General features: G+C 70.9%; 18 protein-coding genes and 1 pseudogene. 12 read left to right on the top strand and 7 right to left on the bottom strand.

Translation table 11 applies throughout. From position 1 onward, the window contains the following. Positions 1–90 precede the first annotated feature (90 nt). The 6 genes and pseudogenes from ABZ192_RS42075 to ABZ192_RS42050 all read left to right on the top strand — a co-directional run. Positions 91–411, top strand: a pseudogene (locus ABZ192_RS42075) (CBS domain-containing protein); the annotation flags it as partial. Between the two features lie 182 nt (positions 412–593). After that, a complete protein-coding gene (locus ABZ192_RS42070; RefSeq protein WP_356929739.1) occupies positions 594–776 on the top strand; it encodes a hypothetical protein in 183 nt (60 codons plus the stop codon). Between the two features lie 104 nt (positions 777–880). Then, positions 881–1948, top strand: coding sequence for a glucose-1-phosphate thymidylyltransferase (locus ABZ192_RS42065; RefSeq protein WP_356929738.1), 1068 nt, complete (start codon positions 881–883; stop codon positions 1946–1948). Continuing rightward, positions 1945–2925 (top strand): dTDP-glucose 4,6-dehydratase, encoded by a 981-nt coding sequence (gene rfbB / locus ABZ192_RS42060; protein ID WP_356929737.1) that lies wholly within the window; start codon positions 1945–1947, stop codon positions 2923–2925. The genes ABZ192_RS42065 and rfbB overlap by 4 nt, the downstream gene beginning before the upstream one ends. Further along, complete coding sequence (gene rfbD, locus ABZ192_RS42055) at positions 2922–3800, top strand: dTDP-4-dehydrorhamnose reductase (protein WP_356929736.1); 879 nt, start codon at positions 2922–2924, stop codon at positions 3798–3800. The genes rfbB and rfbD overlap by 4 nt, the downstream gene beginning before the upstream one ends. Next, positions 3797–4600, top strand: coding sequence for a class I SAM-dependent methyltransferase (locus ABZ192_RS42050; protein WP_279543208.1), 804 nt, complete (start codon positions 3797–3799; stop codon positions 4598–4600). Before rfbD ends, ABZ192_RS42050 begins: the two co-directional genes overlap by 4 nt. Positions 4601–4705: 105 nt before the next feature. Here ABZ192_RS42050 and rfbC read toward each other — a convergent pair whose 3' ends face one another. After that, on the bottom strand, positions 4706–5314 hold the full coding sequence (gene rfbC / locus ABZ192_RS42045) for a dTDP-4-dehydrorhamnose 3,5-epimerase (protein WP_356929735.1): 609 nt from the start codon (positions 5312–5314) through the stop codon (positions 4706–4708). Between the two features lie 4 nt (positions 5315–5318). Continuing rightward, a complete protein-coding gene (locus tag ABZ192_RS42040) occupies positions 5319–7259 on the bottom strand; it encodes a glycosyltransferase family A protein (RefSeq protein ID WP_356929734.1) in 1941 nt (646 codons plus the stop codon). Between the two features lie 210 nt (positions 7260–7469). On the opposite strand from ABZ192_RS42040, the gene ABZ192_RS42035 reads away from it, so the two are divergent. Next, on the top strand, positions 7470–7979 hold the full coding sequence (locus tag ABZ192_RS42035; RefSeq protein WP_356929733.1) for a metallophosphoesterase: 510 nt from the start codon (positions 7470–7472) through the stop codon (positions 7977–7979). Positions 7980–8023: 44 nt separating this feature from the next. Beyond that, positions 8024–8824, top strand: coding sequence for a methyltransferase domain-containing protein (locus ABZ192_RS42030; protein WP_356929732.1), 801 nt, complete (start codon positions 8024–8026; stop codon positions 8822–8824). A gap of 1 nt (position 8825) precedes the next feature. Here ABZ192_RS42030 and ABZ192_RS42025 read toward each other — a convergent pair whose 3' ends face one another. Next, positions 8826–9932, bottom strand: a complete 1107-nt coding sequence (locus ABZ192_RS42025) for an XdhC family protein (protein WP_356929731.1) — start codon at positions 9930–9932, stop codon at positions 8826–8828. A gap of 197 nt (positions 9933–10129) precedes the next feature. Between ABZ192_RS42025 and ABZ192_RS42020 the strand changes: the two genes are divergently transcribed. Together ABZ192_RS42020 and ABZ192_RS42015 are read left to right on the top strand one after the other, a co-directional pair. After that, complete coding sequence (locus ABZ192_RS42020) at positions 10130–12103, top strand: translation factor GTPase family protein (RefSeq protein WP_356929730.1); 1974 nt, start codon at positions 10130–10132, stop codon at positions 12101–12103. Between the two features lie 82 nt (positions 12104–12185). Further along, positions 12186–14054, top strand: coding sequence for a cellulase family glycosylhydrolase (locus ABZ192_RS42015; RefSeq protein ID WP_356929729.1), 1869 nt, complete (start codon positions 12186–12188; stop codon positions 14052–14054). Here ABZ192_RS42015 and ABZ192_RS42010 read toward each other — a convergent pair. After that, positions 14047–15303 carry a YncE family protein gene (locus ABZ192_RS42010; protein ID WP_356929728.1) on the bottom strand — a complete coding sequence of 419 codons (1257 nt, stop codon included), beginning with the start codon at positions 15301–15303 and terminating at the stop codon, positions 14047–14049. The two genes, ABZ192_RS42015 and ABZ192_RS42010, sit on opposite strands and share 8 nt — an antisense overlap. 163 nt (positions 15304–15466) lie before the next feature. Between ABZ192_RS42010 and ABZ192_RS42005 the strand changes: the two genes are divergently transcribed. Next, the gene (locus ABZ192_RS42005) at positions 15467–16126 is read left to right on the top strand and encodes a TetR/AcrR family transcriptional regulator (RefSeq protein ID WP_356929727.1); all 660 of its coding nucleotides are present in this window, start codon (positions 15467–15469) and stop codon (positions 16124–16126) included. A gap of 1 nt (position 16127) precedes the next feature. Here ABZ192_RS42005 and ABZ192_RS42000 read toward each other — a convergent pair whose 3' ends face one another. After that, positions 16128–17156 carry a helix-turn-helix domain-containing protein gene (locus ABZ192_RS42000; RefSeq protein WP_356929726.1) on the bottom strand — a complete coding sequence of 343 codons (1029 nt, stop codon included), beginning with the start codon at positions 17154–17156 and terminating at the stop codon, positions 16128–16130. Between the two features lie 128 nt (positions 17157–17284). On the opposite strand from ABZ192_RS42000, the gene ABZ192_RS41995 reads away from it, so the two are divergent. Then, positions 17285–18175: an NAD(P)-binding domain-containing protein gene (locus ABZ192_RS41995; RefSeq protein WP_356929725.1), complete on the top strand. Its 891-nt coding sequence runs from the start codon at positions 17285–17287 to the stop codon at positions 18173–18175. An 88-nt stretch (positions 18176–18263) separates the two neighbouring features. On the opposite strand, the gene ABZ192_RS41990 is transcribed toward ABZ192_RS41995, so the two are convergent. Next, positions 18264–18620 (bottom strand): hypothetical protein, encoded by a 357-nt coding sequence (locus ABZ192_RS41990; protein WP_356929724.1) that lies wholly within the window; start codon positions 18618–18620, stop codon positions 18264–18266. Continuing rightward, the coding region (locus ABZ192_RS41985; RefSeq protein ID WP_356929723.1) for a cbb3-type cytochrome c oxidase subunit I at positions 18617–19347 on the bottom strand (731 nt) is incomplete at its 5' end. The genes ABZ192_RS41990 and ABZ192_RS41985, both read right to left, overlap by 4 nt.

Below are 19347 nucleotides of genomic sequence, written 5' to 3'. Positions count from 1 at the left end.
GGTGCTGGACCGGTACCTGCACCACCTGCGGACGGCGCCTACCTAGCCCTCGGAGCAGCCACAGACAGCCCAGAACCTAACGAAGCACTACTAGGCGTCGTCCTGGTGACGGACGGCGACGATCTGCGCGGTGTGGTCACCGACCGTGACCTGGTAGTCCGGTCGATCAGCCAGGGCGGTGACCCGGAGCAGACCACCGTGGCCGGCGCGTGCAGTGACGATCTGGTCACCGTCAGCCCCGACGACGACCTGGACCAGGCGGTGCAGCTGATGCGGGAGCACTCCGTGCGCCGTATCCCGGTCGTCGACCACGGCCACCCCGTGGGCATCGTCTCCCTGGGCGACATGGCCATGGAGCGCGACCCGGACTCGGCGCTGGGCGACATCAGCGCCGCGCGCCCCAACACCTGACCACAGCACCCGGCCGGCCGGTCCCGCGCACGCACAGTGCGCGGGACCGTCGCATGTCGGGGGTCAACGGCCTTGAGACGCACGGGACTTCAGAGCGCCGCCGAGACGTCACGACTCGTGTTTGTTCGGTTTGTTCATGGGGACTCGAACAGCAGCGGACAGCAGAAGGAAGATGATGAGCCGTGACGACCATGGAGACCAGTGACAAGCCCCTCACCCGTCGGCCCGAGACCGGCTGGTCGACGGCACGCCGCCTGCGCGGCAAGGCCGCGCCGCGGACCTGCCTCCCCGCCGTGGAGGACCGGTCCACCACCAGGACCGCGCGCTCCGAGCCGGACTGGAACATCGTCAGGGGCGAGGACTGACCGCTCCCCAGGAGGCCGTGCGGTGACGACGGTCGTAACTCCGCGCATCGACAACTAAAAGAAGTGATGTTCACATCCGCCGGATCACGACTAAGGTGAACCGAATGAAGGCTCTCGTGCTGTCCGGCGGCGCAGGAACAAGACTGAGGCCGATCACACACACGTCGGCCAAACAACTGGTGCCAGTGGCCAACAAGGCCGTGCTCTTCTACGGGTTGGAGTCGATCGCCGAGGCCGGCATCACCGACGTGGGCATGATCGTCGGGGACACGGCCGCGGAGATCGAGGAAGCCGTGGGCGACGGGTCGCAGTTCGGCCTCAAGGTCACCTACATCCCTCAGGAGCGGCCCCTCGGGCTGGCCCACGCGGTACTGATCGCCCGGGACTACCTCGGCGACGACGACTTCGTGATGTACCTCGGCGACAACTTCATCGTCGGCGGCATCACCGACCTCGTCGACGAGTTCCGCGGCAACCGGCCCGACGCCCAGATCCTGCTCACGCGCGTGGCCGACCCACGCGCCTTCGGCGTCGCCGAACTCGACCCCTCCGGCCAGGTCGTCGGCCTGGAGGAGAAACCCGACCGGCCCAAGAGCGATCTCGCCCTGGTCGGCGTCTACCTGTTCACCCCCCTGATCCACGAAGCGGTACGCGCCATCGAACCGTCCTGGCGCGGCGAGCTGGAGATCACCCACGCCATCCAGCACCTGATCGACTCCCGCGCCGACGTGCGCTCCACGGTCATCACGGGCTACTGGAAGGACACCGGCAACGTCGGCGACATGCTCGAGGTGAACCGCATGGTTCTCGAGGGCATGGACCGCCGGATCGACGGCGACGTGGACACCACGTCGGAGACCATCGGGCGTGTGGTGGTGGAGGAGGGCGCGCGGATCGTCAACTCCCGCATCGTCGGCCCCGCCGTCATCGGTTCCGGAACCGTCATCAGTAACTCCTACGTGGGTCCCTTCACCTCCATCGCGGAGAACTGCCGGATCACCGACAGTGAAGTCGAGTTCTCCATCGTGCTGCGGGACTCCTCGATCCAGGGCGTCGGCCGGATCGAGGCCTCGCTGATAGGCCGGCACGTCGAGGTGACGCCGGCCCCCAGCGTCCCCAGCGCCCACCGCTTCGTCCTCGGAGACCACAGCAAGGTGCAGATCACTTCATGAACCTCCTCGTCACCGGCGCAGCCGGGTTCATCGGCTCCCGCTACGTCCGCGCACTGCTCGCCCCGGACACACCCGACGCGCCGCGCATCACCGTGCTGGACAAGCTCACCTACGCCGGCACCCTCGACAACCTCGAACTCGGCCATCCCCGGCTGGAATTCGTGCAGGGCGACATCTGCGACGCCGAACTGGTCGACAAGCTCATGGCCGACGCGGACCAGGTCGTGCACTTCGCCGCCGAGTCGCATGTGGACCGCTCGATCACCGGCGCGGCCGACTTCGTCCGCACCAACGTGCTGGGCACCCAGACCCTGCTGGACGCCGCCCTGCGCCACGCCGTGGGCCCCTTCGTGCACGTCTCCACCGACGAGGTCTACGGCTCCATCGAGACCGGCTCCTGGCCGGAGGACCACCCGCTGCAACCGAACTCCCCGTACTCCGCCTCCAAGGCCTCCTCCGACCTGCTCGCCCTGGCCTACCACCGCACCCACGGCCTGGACGTGCGCGTCACCCGGTGCTCCAACAACTACGGCCCGCACCAGTTCCCCGAGAAGGTCATCCCGCTGTTCGTCACCAACCTCCTCGACGGCCACAAGGTGCCGCTGTACGGCGAGGGCCGCAACGTCCGCGACTGGCTGCACGTGGACGACCACTGCCAGGGGATCGACCTCGTCCGCACCAAGGGCCGGCCCGGCGAGGTCTACAACATCGGCGGCGGCACCGAGCTCACCAACAAGGAACTCACCGGCCTGCTCCTCGACGCCTGCGGCGCGGACTGGGACCGGGTGGAGTACGTCGAGGACCGCAAGGGCCACGACCTGCGCTACTCCGTCGACTGGTCCAAGGCCCGCGACGAACTCGGTTACAGCCCCCGCCACGACTTCACCACCGGCCTCGCCGAGACCGTCGCCTGGTACCGCGACAACCGTGCCTGGTGGGAACCCCTCAAGCAGCGCGTCGCCCAGGAGCGCGCATGAGGTGGCTGGTCACCGGGGCCGGCGGCATGCTCGGCCATGACGTGGTCGAGGAGCTCACCCGGCGCGGCGAGGACGTGGTGGGCCTGGACCGGGCGGCCCTGGACATCACCCGGTCCGCCGGCGTCGACACGGCCCTGCGCGACCACCGGCCCGACCTGGTCGTGAACTGCGCCGCGTACACGGCCGTCGACGACGCCGAGAGCGACGAGGCACGCGCCCTGGAGATCAACGGCGACGGGCCGCGCCTGCTGGCCCGCGCCTGCGCCGCGCACGGCTCCCGCATGATCCACCTCTCCACGGACTACGTCTTCTCCGGCGAGGCCCGCCCGACTCCCTACCCGGAGGACCACCCGGCGCACCCGCGCACCGCCTACGGCCGCACCAAGCTGGCCGGGGAGCGGGCCGTGCTGGAGGAACTGCCCGGGGCGAGCGCGATCGTGCGCACGGCTTGGCTCTACGGGGTCCACGGCACTAACTTCGTGCGGACCATGATCGGTCTCGAAGCCCGCCGCGACACGCTCGACGTCGTCGACGACCAGCGCGGGCAGCCCACCTGGAGCGCGGACGTCGCCGAGCGGATCGCCGACCTCGGCGTACGGCTCGGACCGGACGCACACGGCGTCTTCCACGCCACCAATTCCGGCGAGGCCACCTGGTACGAGCTGGCCCGCGAGGTGTTCTCCCTCGTCGGTGCCGACCCGGACCGGGTGCGCCCCACCAGCAGCGCGGCCTTCCCCCGGCCCGCGCCCCGCCCGGCGTACAGCGCCCTCGCGCACCGCCGGTGGCAGGAGATCGGCCTGCCGCTGCCGCGTGACTGGCGCTCCGCCCTGCACGAAGCACTGCCCCGTATCCGCAAGGAAGGTCCCCCTTCGTGAAACGCCATGAGTTCCTCCGGGAACTGCACAAGGTCAGCGCCAATCGCAACTACCTGGAGATCGGCGTCAACGACGGCCGCAGCCTGACGCTGTCCCGTGTCCCCAGCATCGCGATCGACCCCGCCTTCAAGGTGGTCTCGGAGCTGAAGTGCGACGTCCACCTGGTGAAGGCCACCAGCGACGACTTCTTCGCCCGTGACAACCCCCTCCAGCACCTCAAGGGGGGCCGTCACCCGCTGCGCAACCTGCGCCGCGGCCGCAGCCCCATCGGCTACTGGCGCAAGACGACGCTGGACCTTTCGTTCATCGACGGCATGCACCTGTTCGAGTTCGCACTGCGCGACTTCATGAACGTCGAGAAGTACTCGGACTGGTCCAGCGTGATCGTCCTCGACGACATGCTGCCGCGCAGCATCGACGAGGCGGCCCGGGACCGGCACACCAACGCCTGGACCGGCGACGTCTTCAAGATCACCGAGGTGCTGGCGCGTTACCGCCCCGACCTGGTCACGGTCCAGGTGGACACCGCCCCGACCGGCCAGCTGGTCGTCTTCGGTGCCGACCCGAACAACAGGGTCCTGCACGACAAGTACGACGAGATCATGGCCGAGTACAAGATCCCCGACCCGCAGAAGGTCCCCGAGGCGATCCTGGAACGGGCCGGTGCGGTGCGCCCCGAGGCCCTCGTGGAGGCGGGCTTCTGGCGTCCCCTCGTCCAGGCCCGCAACCGCGGCCTGCCCCGCTCCATCGGCTGGGAGCCCCTGCGCAAGGCCCTGCAGCAGGTGGGCGTCAGCCGCTGAGGCCTCCGGCGCCTTGCGGATCCGGGCCCGGGCGCTGCGCGCGCCCGGGCCTTCGGCGTGCCGGGGTGAGGTGACTCGGCCTTTCCCCCGGGGGTGCCGTGGACGTCAGCCGTCCTGCCGCCGCCCCCGCAGCTCCTCGTAGTACGCCAGACACGTCTCGTACGACGGCAGCAGGCCCTCGCGTTCCGCCTCGGCAAGACTCGGGGCCTGGTCGTCCTTGGGGGAGAGGAGCGGCTCGATGCCGGCGGGCCACTCGATGCCCAGGGCCGGGTCGAGCGGGTGGATGCCGTGTTCGCGTTCCGGGGCGTAGCCCGCCGAGCACAGGTACACCACCGTCGCGTCGTCCGTCAGGGCCATGAACGCGTGGCCCAGTCCCTCCGCGAGGAACACCGCGTGCCGGGTGTCCTCGTCGAGCCGGACGGCCTCCCACTGCCGGTAGGTGGGGGAGCCCACGCGGATGTCGATCACCACGTCCAGCACGGCACCGCGCACACACGTGACGTACTTGGCCTGGCTGGGCGGCACGTCCGCGAAGTGCACGCCCCGCAGCACGCCCCGCCGGGAGACCGAGCAGTTGGCCTGGGCCAGGGACAGGTCGTAGCCCGTGGCCTCACGGAACTCCGCGCCCCGGTACCACTCGTGGAAGCTGCCCCGGTCGTCCGGGAAGACCTTGGGCTCCAGAACCCAAGCGCCCTCTATCCCCAGTGGTCGCATGCTGTCACTGCCCTCCGATCCTGAGACGGGAAACCTTCCGGCGGGCGGCGCCGAGCACGCGCCGTGCACGCCGCGCCAACCGCAGGGCTACACCCGGCTGCGGTACGGGCGCCACCTGCACACGCCCGCCCGCGGCGCGCAGCGCGAACGGCAGCCCGGTGTACAGCGGCCGGGCGGCGTCCGGGGCCAGGCACAGGGCCACCCGCCAGACCCCGCCCGAGCGGCTCTCCGCGGGCAGTGATGCCGTCAGCACCGCCTCTGTCCCGCCCGCGGCGGGGGAGAGCGTGCCGGACGCCTCGAAGATCTCCTGGGCGGAGACGAACCGCAGGCGCACCTGGGTGTCGCCGGGGACGTACAGCGGAAGCCGCGCCCGCACCTGGTCCTCGGTGACGGTGACGGCGGACTGCTGCACGCGGCCCAGTCCGAGCCGCTTGCCCCGCGGGCCGAGTTCCAGGGAGAGGTTGCCGTGCGGATCCGTCCAGTACGGCAGCGCCGCACGGCCCCCGACGACCCCGGCGTCCGGCGTGGGCCGGCTCGCCGTCGGCGCCGGGCCCAGCCGGCATTCCTTGGTCCAGCCGCCCAGCTTGACCCGGACGAGCGCGTCCCAGACGCCGTCCCGCGGCAGGTCGGCCGGATCGACGGTGGCGGTCGCCCGCAGCACCAGCCGGACCTCCTCGCCGTCCCCGACGGGCACGGTCTCGCGGGTGAACCGCACGGGCTGGAAGTACTGCGCGGCACTGGACCGCTCCCGCAGCAGCAGGTCGGCGGTGGCCTGGCCGAAGCGCGCGGCGGTCTGCGCGGCCACCCACTCCACCGCTTCGGTGACATCCTTGGGCGCGTCGTCCAGCGGCGTCGCCTCGGCTTCGGCGGGGAAGGTCATCGGCTCGCCGCCGGAGGTGTACTCGGCCGTGAAGCCGATGCTGAGGGAACCGTCCCGCCACTCCACGTGCCCGGGGGACGCCTTGGGCGCGACCCCCGCCTCCCACTGGGCGAAGGACACGACGTCGTCGTACCGATCGGCCGCGGTCAGCGCGGCGACGACCTGCTGCGTCGGCTGGAGCCCGGCCGCGACGCCCGGACCGAACCGCTCGACGACGACCTCGTGGATCTCGGCGAAGAGCTCCCTGCGGTAGTCGTCCGGCAGCTTCAGCAAGCGCCGGGCCCGCAGCCGCTCGACCATCTCCACGCGCAGCCAGCGCCGGAAGAGCTTGTCGCGCACCGGGCCCGGCTCGGTGTACCGCTCGACGACGTCGAGGGCTTCGCGGAGGTTCCTGAAGTAGCCGACGGGATCGAAGCGTTCGAAGCCGGCGTTGGAGCTGTCCTCCCGCCGGAGGTGGTAGTAGCAGACGTAGTCGCTGAGCACGGAGACGTTCTCCGCGCGCAGATACGCCTCGGCGATGAAGACGTGGTCCTCCAGGCGCCGCCGCCCCTCGGGGAAGCGCAGGCCGATGCGGTCCAGGAAAGCCCGGCGGAACATCTTGTGCGGGGTGAGGCTGTCGATGAGCGGGGCGTTCTCGACCGTGGCGCGCGGATGGTTGCGGCGGAACAGCTCCACCGGCACCCCGCGGCCCTTGCCGGCCATCTTGCCCACGATGACATCGGCGCCGTTGGCCACGCCGTAGTCGTACATCCGCTCCAGGGTCTCGTCGCCCAGGTAGTCGTCGTTGTCGACGAACATGACGAACTCGCCGCGGGAGGCCTCGATGCCGACGTTGCGGGGCTTGCCCGACCAGCCGGAGTTCTCCTGGTGGATGACCTTCATCCGGGAGTCCTCGGCGGCGAGCGCGTCGAGGCGGGCCGGTGTCTCGTCGGTCGAGCCGTCGTCGACGAAGATCACCTCGTACTCTTCGGGAGGCAGGGACTGCCTCTGGAGCGAGGCGATGCAGTCCTCGATGTAGATCCCCGGGTTGTACACGGGGACGATGACGCTGACCTTGACCGGCATCGGGTTTCCGGGCCCCTTCGGGTCGCTTGCCGTAGACGTCCTGTTGTCTTGCGTGATGCCCGATGCTAACCCGGTCGGCGACGCCGCCTCACCTTTCGAGACCGGGCCGTGATCATCTCCGGCCGCGAGGCAACTGAGCTGCGGAGTCAGCATGTTCGAAGATCGGCCGGGTTCCCGGGCGGGGCTGCGGCAAGCCTCTAGGGTGAGGACGTGCGCCTGCTTTTCATGTCCGATACTCACCTGCCCAAGCGGGCCAAGGCCCTGCCCGCCCCGCTGCTGGCCGAACTCCCGCACGCGGACGTCGTGTTCCACGCCGGCGACTGGGTCGACACGGCCACCCTCGACCTGCTGGAGGACCGCTGCCGCAGCCTCGTCGGCGTGTACGGCAACAACGACGGACCGGACCTGCGCGCCCGGCTGCCCGAGGTGGCGTACGCGGAGCTGGGCGGGCTGCGCTTCGGCGTGGTCCACGAGACGGGCCCCGCGCAGGGCCGGGAGAAGCGCTGCGCGGCCCGCTTCCCCGACCTCGACGTGCTGGTCTTCGGCCACAGCCACATCCCCTGGGACACCACGGCACCCACCGGCCTGCGCCTGCTCAACCCGGGCTCCCCGACGGACCGCCGCCGCCAGCCGCACTGCACGTACCTGACCGCCACGGTCGCCGACGGCCGGCTCACCGACGTCGAACTGCACCGGCTGCCGCCCCGCACGTCCAGCTAGGGGCTGTCCGATCGCCGTACGCACCGCCATGCCATGATCGGCGCATGGCTCGGGACGACGGATACCTCCTGGACAACCGGCAGGCCGAGGCCGGTACGCGCTTCGACGCGCTGTCCGCCCTCTTCGACGCCTCGACGTTCCGGCACTTCGAGCAGGTCGGGATCGCCGAGGGATGGCGGTGCTGGGAGGTCGGGGCCGGCGGGCCCAGCGTCGCCGCATGGTTGCGCGATCGCGTCGGGCCAAGCGGGCGCGTGCTCGCCACCGACATCGACGTGTCCTGGACCGAGGCGGCCGTCACCGAGGGAGTCGAGGTGCTCCGCCACGACGTCGGCCGCGACGAACCCCCGGCCGGGCCCTTCGACCTGATCCACGCCCGCCTCGTCCTGGTCCACGTGGCCGAGCGGGACGCCGCGCTGCGCGCCATGGTCCAGGCCCTGCGTCCCGGCGGGTGGCTCCTGGTCGAGGACGCCGACCCCGCGCTCCAGCCGCTGATCTGCCCCGACGAGTACGGCCCCGAGCAGGAGCTGGCCAACCGGCTCCGCACGGGCTTCCGTGAGCTGTTGCGGCAGCGTGGCGCCGACCTCTCCTACGGACGCAGGCTGCCGCGACTGCTGCGCGAGGCCGGACTCGCCGACGTCGAGACCGACGCCTACTTCCCGGTCACCTCGCCCGCGTGCGACGTCCTTGAGGCGGCCACCGTCCGGCAGGTGCGGGACCGGCTCGTCGCGGAGGGCCTCGCCACGGACGAGGAGATCGACCGGCACCTCGCCGACGTGGAGGCCGGGCGCCTCGACCTCGCCACCTCGCCGATGATCTCGGCCTGGGGCCGACGGTCCGGCGCCTGACTCACCGCTGACGGCGCGGATGCACCGCTCCCTCGGTCAGGGTCAGCGGGGCGCCCGTACCGCCCCACCGTAGCGCGATGATCTCGGCGGCGACGGACACCGCCACCTCCTCCGGCGTACGGGCTCCCAGGTCAAGACCGACCGGTGAGCGCAGCCGGGACAGCTCCCGCTCGGTGAGGCCGGCCTCGGCCAGCCGCCGCGCCCGGTCGGCGTGGGTACGGCGGCTGCCCATCGCCCCGATGTATGCGGCGGGCCGGCGCAGTGCCTCCTGGAGCAGCGGCACGTCGAACTTGGGGTCGTGGGTGAGGACGCAGACGACCGTGCGCTCGTCGGTGTCGGTGTCCCTCAGGTAGCGGTGCGGCCATTGGGCGACCACCTCGACGCCCTCGGGGAAGCGCCGGGGCGTGGCGAAGACGGGGCGGGCGTCGCAGACCGTGACGCGGTAGCCGAGGAAGTCCCCGATGCGGGCGACGGCCGCCGCGTAGTCGATCGCGCCGAAGACCAGCATCCGCGGCGGCGGTGCGAAGGACTGCAGGAACACGCTGACGGAGTCCTCGCGGCGCTGCCCCTGAGGCCCGTAGTGCCGCAGGCCGGTGGCCCCGAGAGCGAGCTCGCCGCGCGCGTCGGCGGTGACGGCCGCGTCCAGGCCGCCCGCGCCCAGCGTGCCCGACACCCGGTCCGGCCGGACGGCGAGCGCCGCCCCGCGCGGCGCCGGGCCGTCGGTCACCGTCGCCGCCGTCACCGGTTCTCCGGCCGCGACGCAGTCCACGACCGCGCCGAAGGCGGGATCCAGCCCGGGCGTCACGGGACGCACCAGCAGCGTGATCTCACCGCCGCAGGTCAGGCCGACGGCGAAGGCGTCCTCGTCGCTGTAGCCGAAGGTCTCCAGCCGGGCCTCACCGCTCGCCACGACCTCCTGCGCCAGCTCGAACACCGCGCCCTCGACGCAGCCCCCGGACACACTGCCCACGACCTCCTCGTCCGGACCCACCGCCATCGCCGCGCCCGGGTCGCGCGGCGCACTGCGGCTGACCTCGACGACCGTCGCGAGCCCGAACGGGAGCCCGGCCGCGTACCAGCGGCCGAGCACCGGGAGGATGTCACGCACGACCGGCTCCTCTCCTTCCGCGCCCCCGCCGGGTACCCCGTCGGCGGTTAATTCCGTTGTGGCCCACCGGGCCGGTCTGCTGCACTGCACGGGTCGTCGATGCGACGACGTCACCGAGTCCCGAGGAGCCCAGATGCGCCGTGCGTCCATGTCCCCCCAGTCAGGAACGGATCTCTCTCCGAAGGACATGACGCTTCGTGCAGTTGCTCAACCTTGGAATTCTCGCCCATGTCGACGCCGGTAAGACCAGCCTGACCGAGCGGCTGCTCCATTCGGCCGGGGTGATCGACGAGGTCGGCCGCGTCGACGACGGGAACACCCGTACCGACACCCTCGCGCTGGAGCGGCAGCGTGGCATCACCATCAAGTCCGCCGTCGTCTCGTTCCCGCTCGACGGTGTGACGGTCAACCTCATCGACACTCCCGGTCACCCGGACTTCATCGCCGAGGTGGAGCGCGTGCTCGGCGTGCTGGACGGCGCCGTCCTCGTGATCTCCGCCGTCGAAGGGGTGCAGGCGCAGACGCGGGTGCTGATGCGGACGCTCCAGCGCCTGCGCATCCCGACCCTGCTCTTCGTCAACAAGATCGACCGGCGCGGGGCGCGGGACGAGGAGGTGCTGCGGGCGGTCGCGGCCCGCCTGACACCCGCCATCGTGCCGATGGGAACCGCCACCGGCCTCGGCACGCGCGCGGCCCGCTTTGTCCCGGGGCCCGGCCCGGCCGCCGCCCTCGACGTGCTGACCGAGCACGACGACACCCTGCTGTCCGCCTACGTCGAGGACACGGTCACGGACGCCCACCTGCGCGGATCCCTCGTCGCGCGGACCCGGGAGGCCCTGGTCCACCCGGTCTACTTCGGCTCCGCCGCGACGGGTGCGGGCGTGGACGCGCTCCTGGCCGGTATCGAGGAGTTGCTGCCGGCCGCCGACGGGGACGCCGACGGGCCGGTCTCCGGCACCGTGTTCAAGGTCGAGCGGGGACCGGCGGGGGAGAAGGTCGCCTACGCCCGGATGTACTCCGGCACGCTGCGCACCCGCGACCGGATCCCCTGCGGAGCGGACGGCGCCGAGGGCCGGATCACCGGGATCAGCGTCTTCGGCCACGGCACGGACACCCGCGCCGACGCCGTCGCCGCGGGGCAGATCGCCCGGCTGTGGGGTCTCGCCGACATCAGGATCGGCGACGCGATCGGTGAACCCCGCAAGGCGTACGAGCACGTCTTCGCCCCGCCCACCCTGGAGACGGTCGTCGTCCCGGGGCCAGGCGTGAACAGAGGCGCACTGCACCTCGCGCTCACCCAACTCGCCGAACAGGACCCGCTGATCGGCCTGCGCCACGACGAGCGCCGGCAGGAGACCTCCGTCTCCCTCTACGGCGAGGTGCAGAAGGAGGTCGTCCAGGCGACCCTGGCCGACGAGTACGGTCTCCGCGTCACCTTCCGCGAGACCACCCCGCTGTGCGTCGAACGGGTCGTCGGCACCGGGCATGCCGTGGAGTTCAACAAGAAGGACGCGAACCCGTTCCTCGCGACGGTCGGCCTGCGCGTCGAGCCCGCACCGGTCGGCTCGGGCGTCGACTTCCGGCTGGAGGTGGAGCTGGGCTCCATGCCGTACGCCTTCTTCAAGGCCGTCGAGGACACCGTGCGCGAGACCCTCGGCCAGGGGCTGTACGGCTGGCAGGTCCCCGACTGCACGGTCACCATGACCCACAGCGGCTACTCGCCCCGCCAGAGCCACGCCCATCAGGGCTTCGACAAGAGCATGTCGAGCACCGGAGCCGACTTCCGCGGCGTCACCCCGCTGGTGCTCGTCGAGGCGCTGCGGAGGGCCGGCACACGGGTCCACGAGCCGATGCACCGCTTCCGCATCGAGGCCCCGGCCGACACCCTCGGCCCCCTGCTGCCGGCGCTCGCCGGGCTGGCGGCCGTACCGGCGACCACGCGCAACCATGGCAACCTCTGCGTCCTCGAAGGCACCGTGCCGGCGGCCCGGGTGCACGCCCTCGGGCACCTGCTGCCGGGGCTCACCCGCGGTGAGGGAGAGCTGGAGAGCGCCTTCGACCACTATGCGCCAGTCATGCACGGCACGATTCCCGAGCGTCCGCGCACCGACCACAACCCGCTGAACAGGAAGGAGTACTTGTTGAACGTGACACGAAGAGTGGGTGGATGAGGTGTGCGCGCTGGCCGAGAGGGAACTTACTCCAGAGTCAGGGGTGTTGACGGTGTCCTGAAATCACCGGACTGTAGTGGACATGCCGACTATCCGAGTACGTCTGCTGGTTGTCCTGGCTGTCCTCTTCGGCTCCCTGTCGGTGGGGGGGGGGGCGCCCCCCCCCCCCCCCCCCCCCGCGCCCCCTCCCGGCTCCCTCTGGTTCGACGACCCGACCGTCACCGTGCAGAACGGCCGCTTCACCGACGCCTCCGGCCGCGAGGTCGTCCTGCGCGGCTACAACGTCTCCGGTGAGACCAAGCTCGCGGAGAACAAGGGCCTGCCCTTCGCCTCCGTCGCGGACGCCCGCAAGTCGGCGACCGCCCTGCGCGCCCTCGGCGGCGGCAACACCGTCCGCTTCCTGCTCTCCTGGGCCTACGCCGAGCCCGAGCGCGGCACGGTCGACACCGCCTACCTGGCCGCCGCCACCGCCCAGATGAAGGCCTTCCTCGACGCCGGCATCCGCGTCTACCCCGACTTCCACCAGGACCTCTACTCCCGGCACCTCTTCGACTCCGACAGCTGGTACACCGGCGACGGAGCGCCCAAGTGGGCGGTGGACGCCGGGAACTACCCGGACGAGTCCTGCGGGATCTGCCTCTTCTGGGGGCAGAACATCACCCAGAACGAGGCCGTGAAGCGCGCCACGTACGACTTCTGGCACAACGCGCACGGCGTGCAGGACGCCTTCCTCGCCACCGCCGAGAAGGCCATGGCGTACGTCCAACAGCACTTGAGCTCCGACCAGTTCAAGGGCGTCGTCGGCTTCGACCCCTACAACGAGCCGCACGCGGGCGTGTACGACTCCGGGCAGACCAGCCGCTCCTGGGAGAAGGACGTGCTGTGGCCGTTCTTCGAGAAGTTCCGGGCCCGTATGGACGCGGCCGGCTGGCGGGACAAGCCCGCCTTCGTGGAGCCGAACCTCTTCTGGAACGCCAACCTCGACTTCCAGAAGCAGGAGGGCGGCCTGCTCGACGCGGGCAGGCTCGGGCCCCGCTACGTCTTCAACACCCACTTCTACGACCAGAAGGCCATCTCCGGCGTCTTCATGTGGGGCAAGGCGGCCGACGGCCAGTACGCGAACGACTTCCGCACGGTCCGCGACCGGGCCGCCGCAGCGCAGACCGCCGCCGTCGTCAGCGAGTTCGGTCACCCCCTGGCGGGCAACGTCTCCGACAAGGCGCCCACCGTCCTCAAGGCGATGTACCAGGCCCTCGACTCCCGCCTGAAGGGCGCCGACTGGTGGTCCGACCCGGCGGCCTCAGGGCCGGTGCTCTCCGGCTCGCAATGGCAGTGGGACATCTACAACGGCCGCCACCGCGAGCTGATGAACGGCAACCCCGACAAGGTGCTCACCACCGGTGACGCCTGGAACGACGAGGACCTGTCCGCCGTACGCCTCGACGACTCGGGCAAGCCGGTGCTGCGCCAGGACGCCCGGCTCCTGGACCGCCTCTACCCGAGCGCCACGGCCGGGAAGACCGTCGGCTTCACCTACGAGGACCGGTCCCGGGACGGTTCGACGACCCTGACCTGGAACCCGGTGCCGGACTCACTGCCGAACGTGAAACGGCTGGTGGGCTCCGGACAGTACGGGCTGCTGCTGTGGCGCTCGGACGGCGGCCGGGCACCCACCGAACTGCACCTGCCGGCGAGCTTCCCGACGGCGTCCACCACGGTCGTCTCCGACCTGGGCACGTCCTACGCGCCGCCCGCGTACACCTCGACCACCCCGGTCGGCGTGGCCCAGGAGCCCGGCGGTACGGGAAGCCGCCGCCTGCTGCTCACCGCGCCGGACTCGGGCGTCCTGCACTACTCGCTGGTGACCAACGGGGCGACGGCTCCCTCGGCCGAGCTGCTGAAAGCGGCCCGCTCCGAGCTGGCCGCGTGGGCCGCGAAGGAGGTCAGCTAGCGGACGGGCTCGTCCAGCCGGCCTCCACCTGACCGAGCCGGACGCGCTGCGGGTGGTCTCCGACCGGCACGGACACGGTCTTCTTCCCGGTGGCGAAGTCGATGGCCGTGACCTGGTCGGTTCCGCTCTCGGAGACGACGCAGCTCTTGCCGTCACCGCTGACCGTCGCCCAGTAGGGCTTGGCGGCGGTGACGAGCGGGCCCTCCTGGAGGGTGCCGCGGTCGACGACCGTGGCGTAGTCGTCCATGGTCCCGGCGACGCACAGCTTCTTGCCGTCCGGGCTCATCGAAAGGCCGTGGTGGCGCGAGTCGTTGACGAAGGTGGTGCGGTCGTCGCTGGTCGCCGGGTTCTTCGGCAGGGTCTTCGTACGGGTGATCTTGTCGGAGGCCAGGTCGTACTCGAAGAAGCCGTTGAAGAACGACACCTGGAAGTACAGCTTCGACTCGTCCGGCGAGAACACCGCCGGCCGGACCGCGTCGGAGAAGTCCTTCAGGCCGATCGCATCCAGGCGCGAGCGCATGTCGATGACCTTGACCTGCTGGTACGTGGTCGCGTCGATGACGGTGATGCGCCGGTCGCCCTTCGTCCAGTCCAGCCAGGGCGCGTCGGTCTGCGTGTTCACGTCACCGATCGACATGTTGTAGATGTACTTGCCGTCCTTGGTGAAGATGTTCTCGTGCGGCTTGTCACCCGTCGTGGCCTTGCCGAGCTGCTTGCCGGTCTCGATGTCCAGGACGTGCACGGCGTTGCCGGTGGACGCCGACACGGCGACCCGTTTGCCGTCGGGGGAGACGGCCATGTGGTCGGCGCGGAAGCCGGACACCGGGAAACGCCAGTTGATCCGCCCGGAGGCCAGGTCGATCGAGACGACGTCGGCGAAGCTGGGCCGGGAGACGACCACCGACTTCCCGTCCGGCGTGGAGTACATGTCGTCGACGAACTGGTCGTGTCCCTCGCCGACGCTGTTGCGGATCGTCATGAAGGCGATCCATCTGATCGGATCGGCGTTGATCTCCGCCATCCGCTCGTCCTTGTCGGGAACGACGTTGATCCGGCCGATCCGCGCGAAGTCGCCGGTGGACTTGATGACTTCGGCGGTGCCGTCCCAGTTGTTGCCCACGAACAGCACCTGGCGCAGCGCGGCGGAGGCGTCGGGGGCGTCCGCGTGGGCGGTGGTCGCGGGAACGGTGGCGGTCAGGGCGAGGGCGGCGGTCAGGGAGCGCAGATGCCGTCGTCGGAAGACGGGCATGGCTGATCCCTCCTCTGCGGGTGGGGTGAGGAATCTGAACACACGTGCTTTCAGAATGAACTTACTGCAAAGTAAGGAAGGGGCGGCCTTCTTCACAAGACCGCGGCACGACAAAATCGCGTGCGAGCGAAGATGGGTGTTCGAGAGGATGAAGGGAGAGCCGGTGCCGGGCAGACTCAGAGCGCCGACCGGCCGCTACGGCGGCAAGACCGCCGAGGAGCGGCAGGCCGAGCGGCGCCGGCGTTTCCTGGACGCCGCGCTCCAACTGTTCGGCGACACCCCCGGCTTCCGCGCCACCACCGTCGCGGCCCTCAGCGAGGCGGCCGGGTTGTCCACCCGTCAGTTCTACGAGGAGTTCCGCACCCTGGAGGACGTACTCGCGGCCCTGCACCTCCAGGTCAACGACTGGGCCGAAGCAGCGGTACTGGAGGCGGCGGCCGGTGCGGCGGACCTGCCGCTCGTCGAGCGCGCGACCGCCATCTTCCGCGCCTACGCCGGGAACCTCGCCGCCGATCCGCGCCGGATCCGCATCACCTTCGTCGAGATCATCGGCGTCAGCCCGCGCCTGGAGGAACAGCGGCTCGCCCGCCGGGCCGGCTGGGTCGACCTCATCTGCGCCGAGGCCCGCGCGGCCGCCGCGCGCGGGGAGGCGGCACCCCGCGACTACCGCCTCGCGGCGACGGGTTTCATCGGCAGCGTCAACGGCCTGCTGCACGACTGGAGCGCCGGCTGGGTCGACGCGACGCTGGACGAGGTCGTCGACGAACTGGTCCGGCAACTGCTGGGAATCCTGCGGCCCCCGGGCTGGAGTCCGCAGACCTGACTCAGACCCGCGTACGTCCACGCCCGTTCGCCCGGGCTCCGGGGAAGGCCCGCCGGTAGTCGCCGGGCGACACCCCGAGGTGCCTGAGGAAGTGGTGGCGGAGATTGTTGGCCGTGCCGAGGCCGCTCAGCTCCCCGACCTTCTCGATGGGCAGGTCCGTCGACTCCAGCACTGACCGGGCGCGCCCGAGCCGCTGGTCGAGAAGCCACTGGAGCGGTGTCGTCCCGGTGGCGGCCTGGAGCCGCCGGTAGAACGTACGCGGGCTCATCGCGGCCCGCCGCGCCAGATCCGCGACGGTCAGTGGCCGGTCCAGGTTGGCCCTCGCCCATTCGAGGACGGGCGCCAGCCCCTCGTCGTCGCCGGCCGGCACGGGCAGCTCGATGAACTGGGCCTGCCCGCCCGGCCGGTGGGCGGGAACCACCATGCGGCGCGCCAGCTGGTTGGCGACGTGCGCGCCGAGATCGCGCCGCACCAGGTGCAGGCACAGGTCGAGGCCTGCGGTCAGTCCGGCGCTGGTGAGCACGTCGCCGTCGTCCACGTACAGCACCGACGCGTCGACCTGCACCTTCGGGTAGCGCTCGGCCAGTTGTGCGGTGTGCATCCAGTGGGCGGTGGCACGCCGCCCGTCGAGCAGCCCCGCCTCGGCCAGCGCGAAGGCACCGGTGCACAGGGAGACCATGCGGGCGCCCGCGTCATGAGCCCGGCGCAGGGCGTCGATCAGCTTCCGCGGCAGCGGCCTGCCCTCCTCGACGCACGGGTCGGGCACCGAGGGCACGATGACGGTGTCGGCACCGACCAGATCGTCCAGTCCGTAACGGGTGCGCAGGCTCAGCCCGTGACCGTCCGCCGCACCATCTCCCTCCTCCTCCACCCCGGCCCCGGTCCCGCACAGCCGCAGGTCGTACCAGGGGTCGGCCAGATCAGGCTGCGGCTTGCCGAACACGGTGCACGGGATGCTCAGTTCGTACAGATCCCACGAGGGGACCCCGATCTCCTCGGTCACGACCACGGCGACAGAACCGGCACTCATGCTCCGCAGCCTATGGCAGGAATTTGGTGGAGGCCGTCACCGCTGTCACTGTTCCCGATCTTCGTGCCCTGCGAGCGTGGTCGTACGTGATCACGCGTCATTCGGCAAGGAACCACGAGGAGTTGGGCATGAACGCAGGACACCGCCAGCCGGTCACCGTCGTCGGACTGGGCTCGATGGGCTCGGCACTGGCCGCCGCGCTGCTGGATCGGGGCCACCCGACCACCGTCTGGAACCGGACCCCGGACAAGGCCCGCCCCCTGGTCGACCGCGGCGCCCGGCTGGCCGGCACACCGCAGGAGGCGGTCGCCGCCTCGCCGCTGACCATCGCCTGCGTCCTGGATTACGAGGCGCTGTACACCGCCCTCGACCCGGCCGCCGGTGAACTGGCGGGCAGAACCCTGGTCAACCTCACCTCCGGGTCCCCCGAGCAGGCCCAGGAAGCGGTCAAGTGGGCCGACTCCCACGGAGCCGGCTACCTCGACGGCGCCATCATGACCACCCCGCCCGGCGTCGGCGACCCCGCCATGATGTTCCTCTACAGCGGCTCCCCGGAGGTCTTCGACGCCCACCGCTCCACCCTGGCGTCCCTCGGTGACCCCCTCCACCTGGGCACCGACCCTGGCCTCGCCTCCCTCTACGACGCCGCCCTGCTCGGACTGATGTGGTCCACCATGACCGGCTGGCTGCACGGCACCGCACTGGTCGGCGCCGAGGGGACGTCCGCCACCGCCTTCACCCCGGTGGCGATCCGCTGGCTGAACGCGGTGGCGGGCTTCCTCAGCACGTACGCGCCCCAGGTGGACGCCGGCCGGTACCCGGGCGACGACGCCACGGTCGACGTGCAGATCGCGGCCATCGACCACCTCATCCACGCGGCGGCGGCCCGAGGCATCGACAACGCGCTGCCCGAGCTCCTGAAGTCCGCCATGGAGAAGGCCGCCGCCACCGGCCACGGACAGGACAGTTACGCCAGCCTGATCGAGGTGCTGAGGAATCCCGCCGGCAGCGGGGCCTGACTCCGCCTGGCCGGCGGCGGGGCCTGACACCGGCCAGCCGTCAGCGGAGCCTGACACCGGCCAGCCGTCAGCGGGGCCTAGCGGCTGGCTAGACCGACACCAGCACCACGAGATCCACTGCCACCAGCAGCGCGCATCCCAGCAGCAGACCGGCCAGCAGCCGTGCGCGGAGCCTGCGGTACACCGCCTCGTACTCGCCGCGCAGTTCCTGCCCGCGCCGCGCCGTGCGCTGCCACGAGGCCCGGGAGAGGGCGAGGTGCTCGGCCGCGAACTGCCGCTCCACCTCCTCCCGTTCGGCTTCCGGCAGCCGTTCGAGCCGGGCGGCGAAACGCGCGGCGGCCGCGCGGGCCTCCTCGTGCGCGGCCGCCGCGAGCAGATGACCCTCGACCTCGTTGTGGAACGCCCGCAGGTCCAGGTTCACGGGCAGACCTTCCATCGCGGTCATCGCAGCGTCAGCTCCCGCTCCGCCGCCGCGACGTCCGCGTGGTGCAGGTCGAACGCCGGGGACTCGCTGCGGATCCGGGGGAGGGCGACGAAGTTGTGGCGGGGCGGCGGGCAGGAGGTGGCCCACTCCAGGGAACGGCCGTAGCCCCACGGGTCGTCGGCCGTGACCCGCTCGCCGTACTTCGCCGTCTTCCAGACGTTGTAGAAGAACGGCAGCATCGACATGCCGAGCAGGAACGAGCTGATCGTCGACACCGTGTTGAGCGTCGTCAGGCCCTCCACCGCCAGATAGTCGGGGATCCGCCGCTGCATGCCCTGAGCGCCGAGCCAGTGCTGGACCAGGAACGTGCCGTGGAAGCCGGTGAACAGCGTCCAGAAGGTGATCTTGCCGAGGCGCTCGTCCAGCATCTTGCCGGTGAACTTCGGCCACCAGAAGTGGAAGCCGGAGAACATCGCGAACACGACGGTGCCGAAGATGACGTAGTGGAAGTGCGCCACCACGAAGTACGAGTCTGAGACGTGGAAGTCGATCGGCGGCGAAGCGAGCAGCACGCCCGTGAGCCCGCCGAACACGAACGTGATGAGGAAGCCGGTCGCCCACAGCATGGGTGTCTCGAACGAGAGGCTTCCGCGCCACATGGTGCCGATCCAGTTGAAGAACTTCACACCGGTCGGGACCGCGATCAGGAAGGTCATGAAGGAGAAGAACGGCAGCAGCACACCGCCGG

Source organism: Streptomyces sp. NPDC006235 (assembly GCF_040613735.1).
GTDB lineage: Bacteria > Actinomycetota > Actinomycetes > Streptomycetales > Streptomycetaceae > Streptomyces.
Note: the sequence above shows the minus strand (reverse complement) of the source record. Positions and strands in the feature narration are given on the sequence as shown.

Bases quoted from the DNA above. Each gene is read 5' to 3' on its own strand.
- ABZ192_RS42065 (WP_356929738.1), top strand. From the start codon at position 881: ATGAAGGCTCTCGTGCTGTCCGGCGGCGCAGGAACAAGACTGAGGCCG.
- rfbB (WP_356929737.1), top strand. From the start codon at position 1,945: ATGAACCTCCTCGTCACCGGCGCAGCCGGGTTCATCGGCTCCCGCTAC.
- rfbD (WP_356929736.1), top strand. From the start codon at position 2,922: ATGAGGTGGCTGGTCACCGGGGCCGGCGGCATGCTCGGCCATGACGTG.
- rfbC (WP_356929735.1), bottom strand. From the start codon at position 5,314: ATGCGACCACTGGGGATAGAGGGCGCTTGGGTTCTGGAGCCCAAGGTC.
- ABZ192_RS42040 (WP_356929734.1), bottom strand. From the start codon at position 7,259: ATGCCGGTCAAGGTCAGCGTCATCGTCCCCGTGTACAACCCGGGGATC.
- ABZ192_RS42030 (WP_356929732.1), top strand. From the start codon at position 8,024: ATGGCTCGGGACGACGGATACCTCCTGGACAACCGGCAGGCCGAGGCC.
- ABZ192_RS42015 (WP_356929729.1), top strand. From the start codon at position 12,186: ATGCCGACTATCCGAGTACGTCTGCTGGTTGTCCTGGCTGTCCTCTTC.
- ABZ192_RS42010 (WP_356929728.1), bottom strand. From the start codon at position 15,303: ATGCCCGTCTTCCGACGACGGCATCTGCGCTCCCTGACCGCCGCCCTC.
- ABZ192_RS42000 (WP_356929726.1), bottom strand. From the start codon at position 17,156: ATGAGTGCCGGTTCTGTCGCCGTGGTCGTGACCGAGGAGATCGGGGTC.
- ABZ192_RS41995 (WP_356929725.1), top strand. From the start codon at position 17,285: ATGAACGCAGGACACCGCCAGCCGGTCACCGTCGTCGGACTGGGCTCG.
- ABZ192_RS41990 (WP_356929724.1), bottom strand. From the start codon at position 18,620: ATGACCGCGATGGAAGGTCTGCCCGTGAACCTGGACCTGCGGGCGTTC.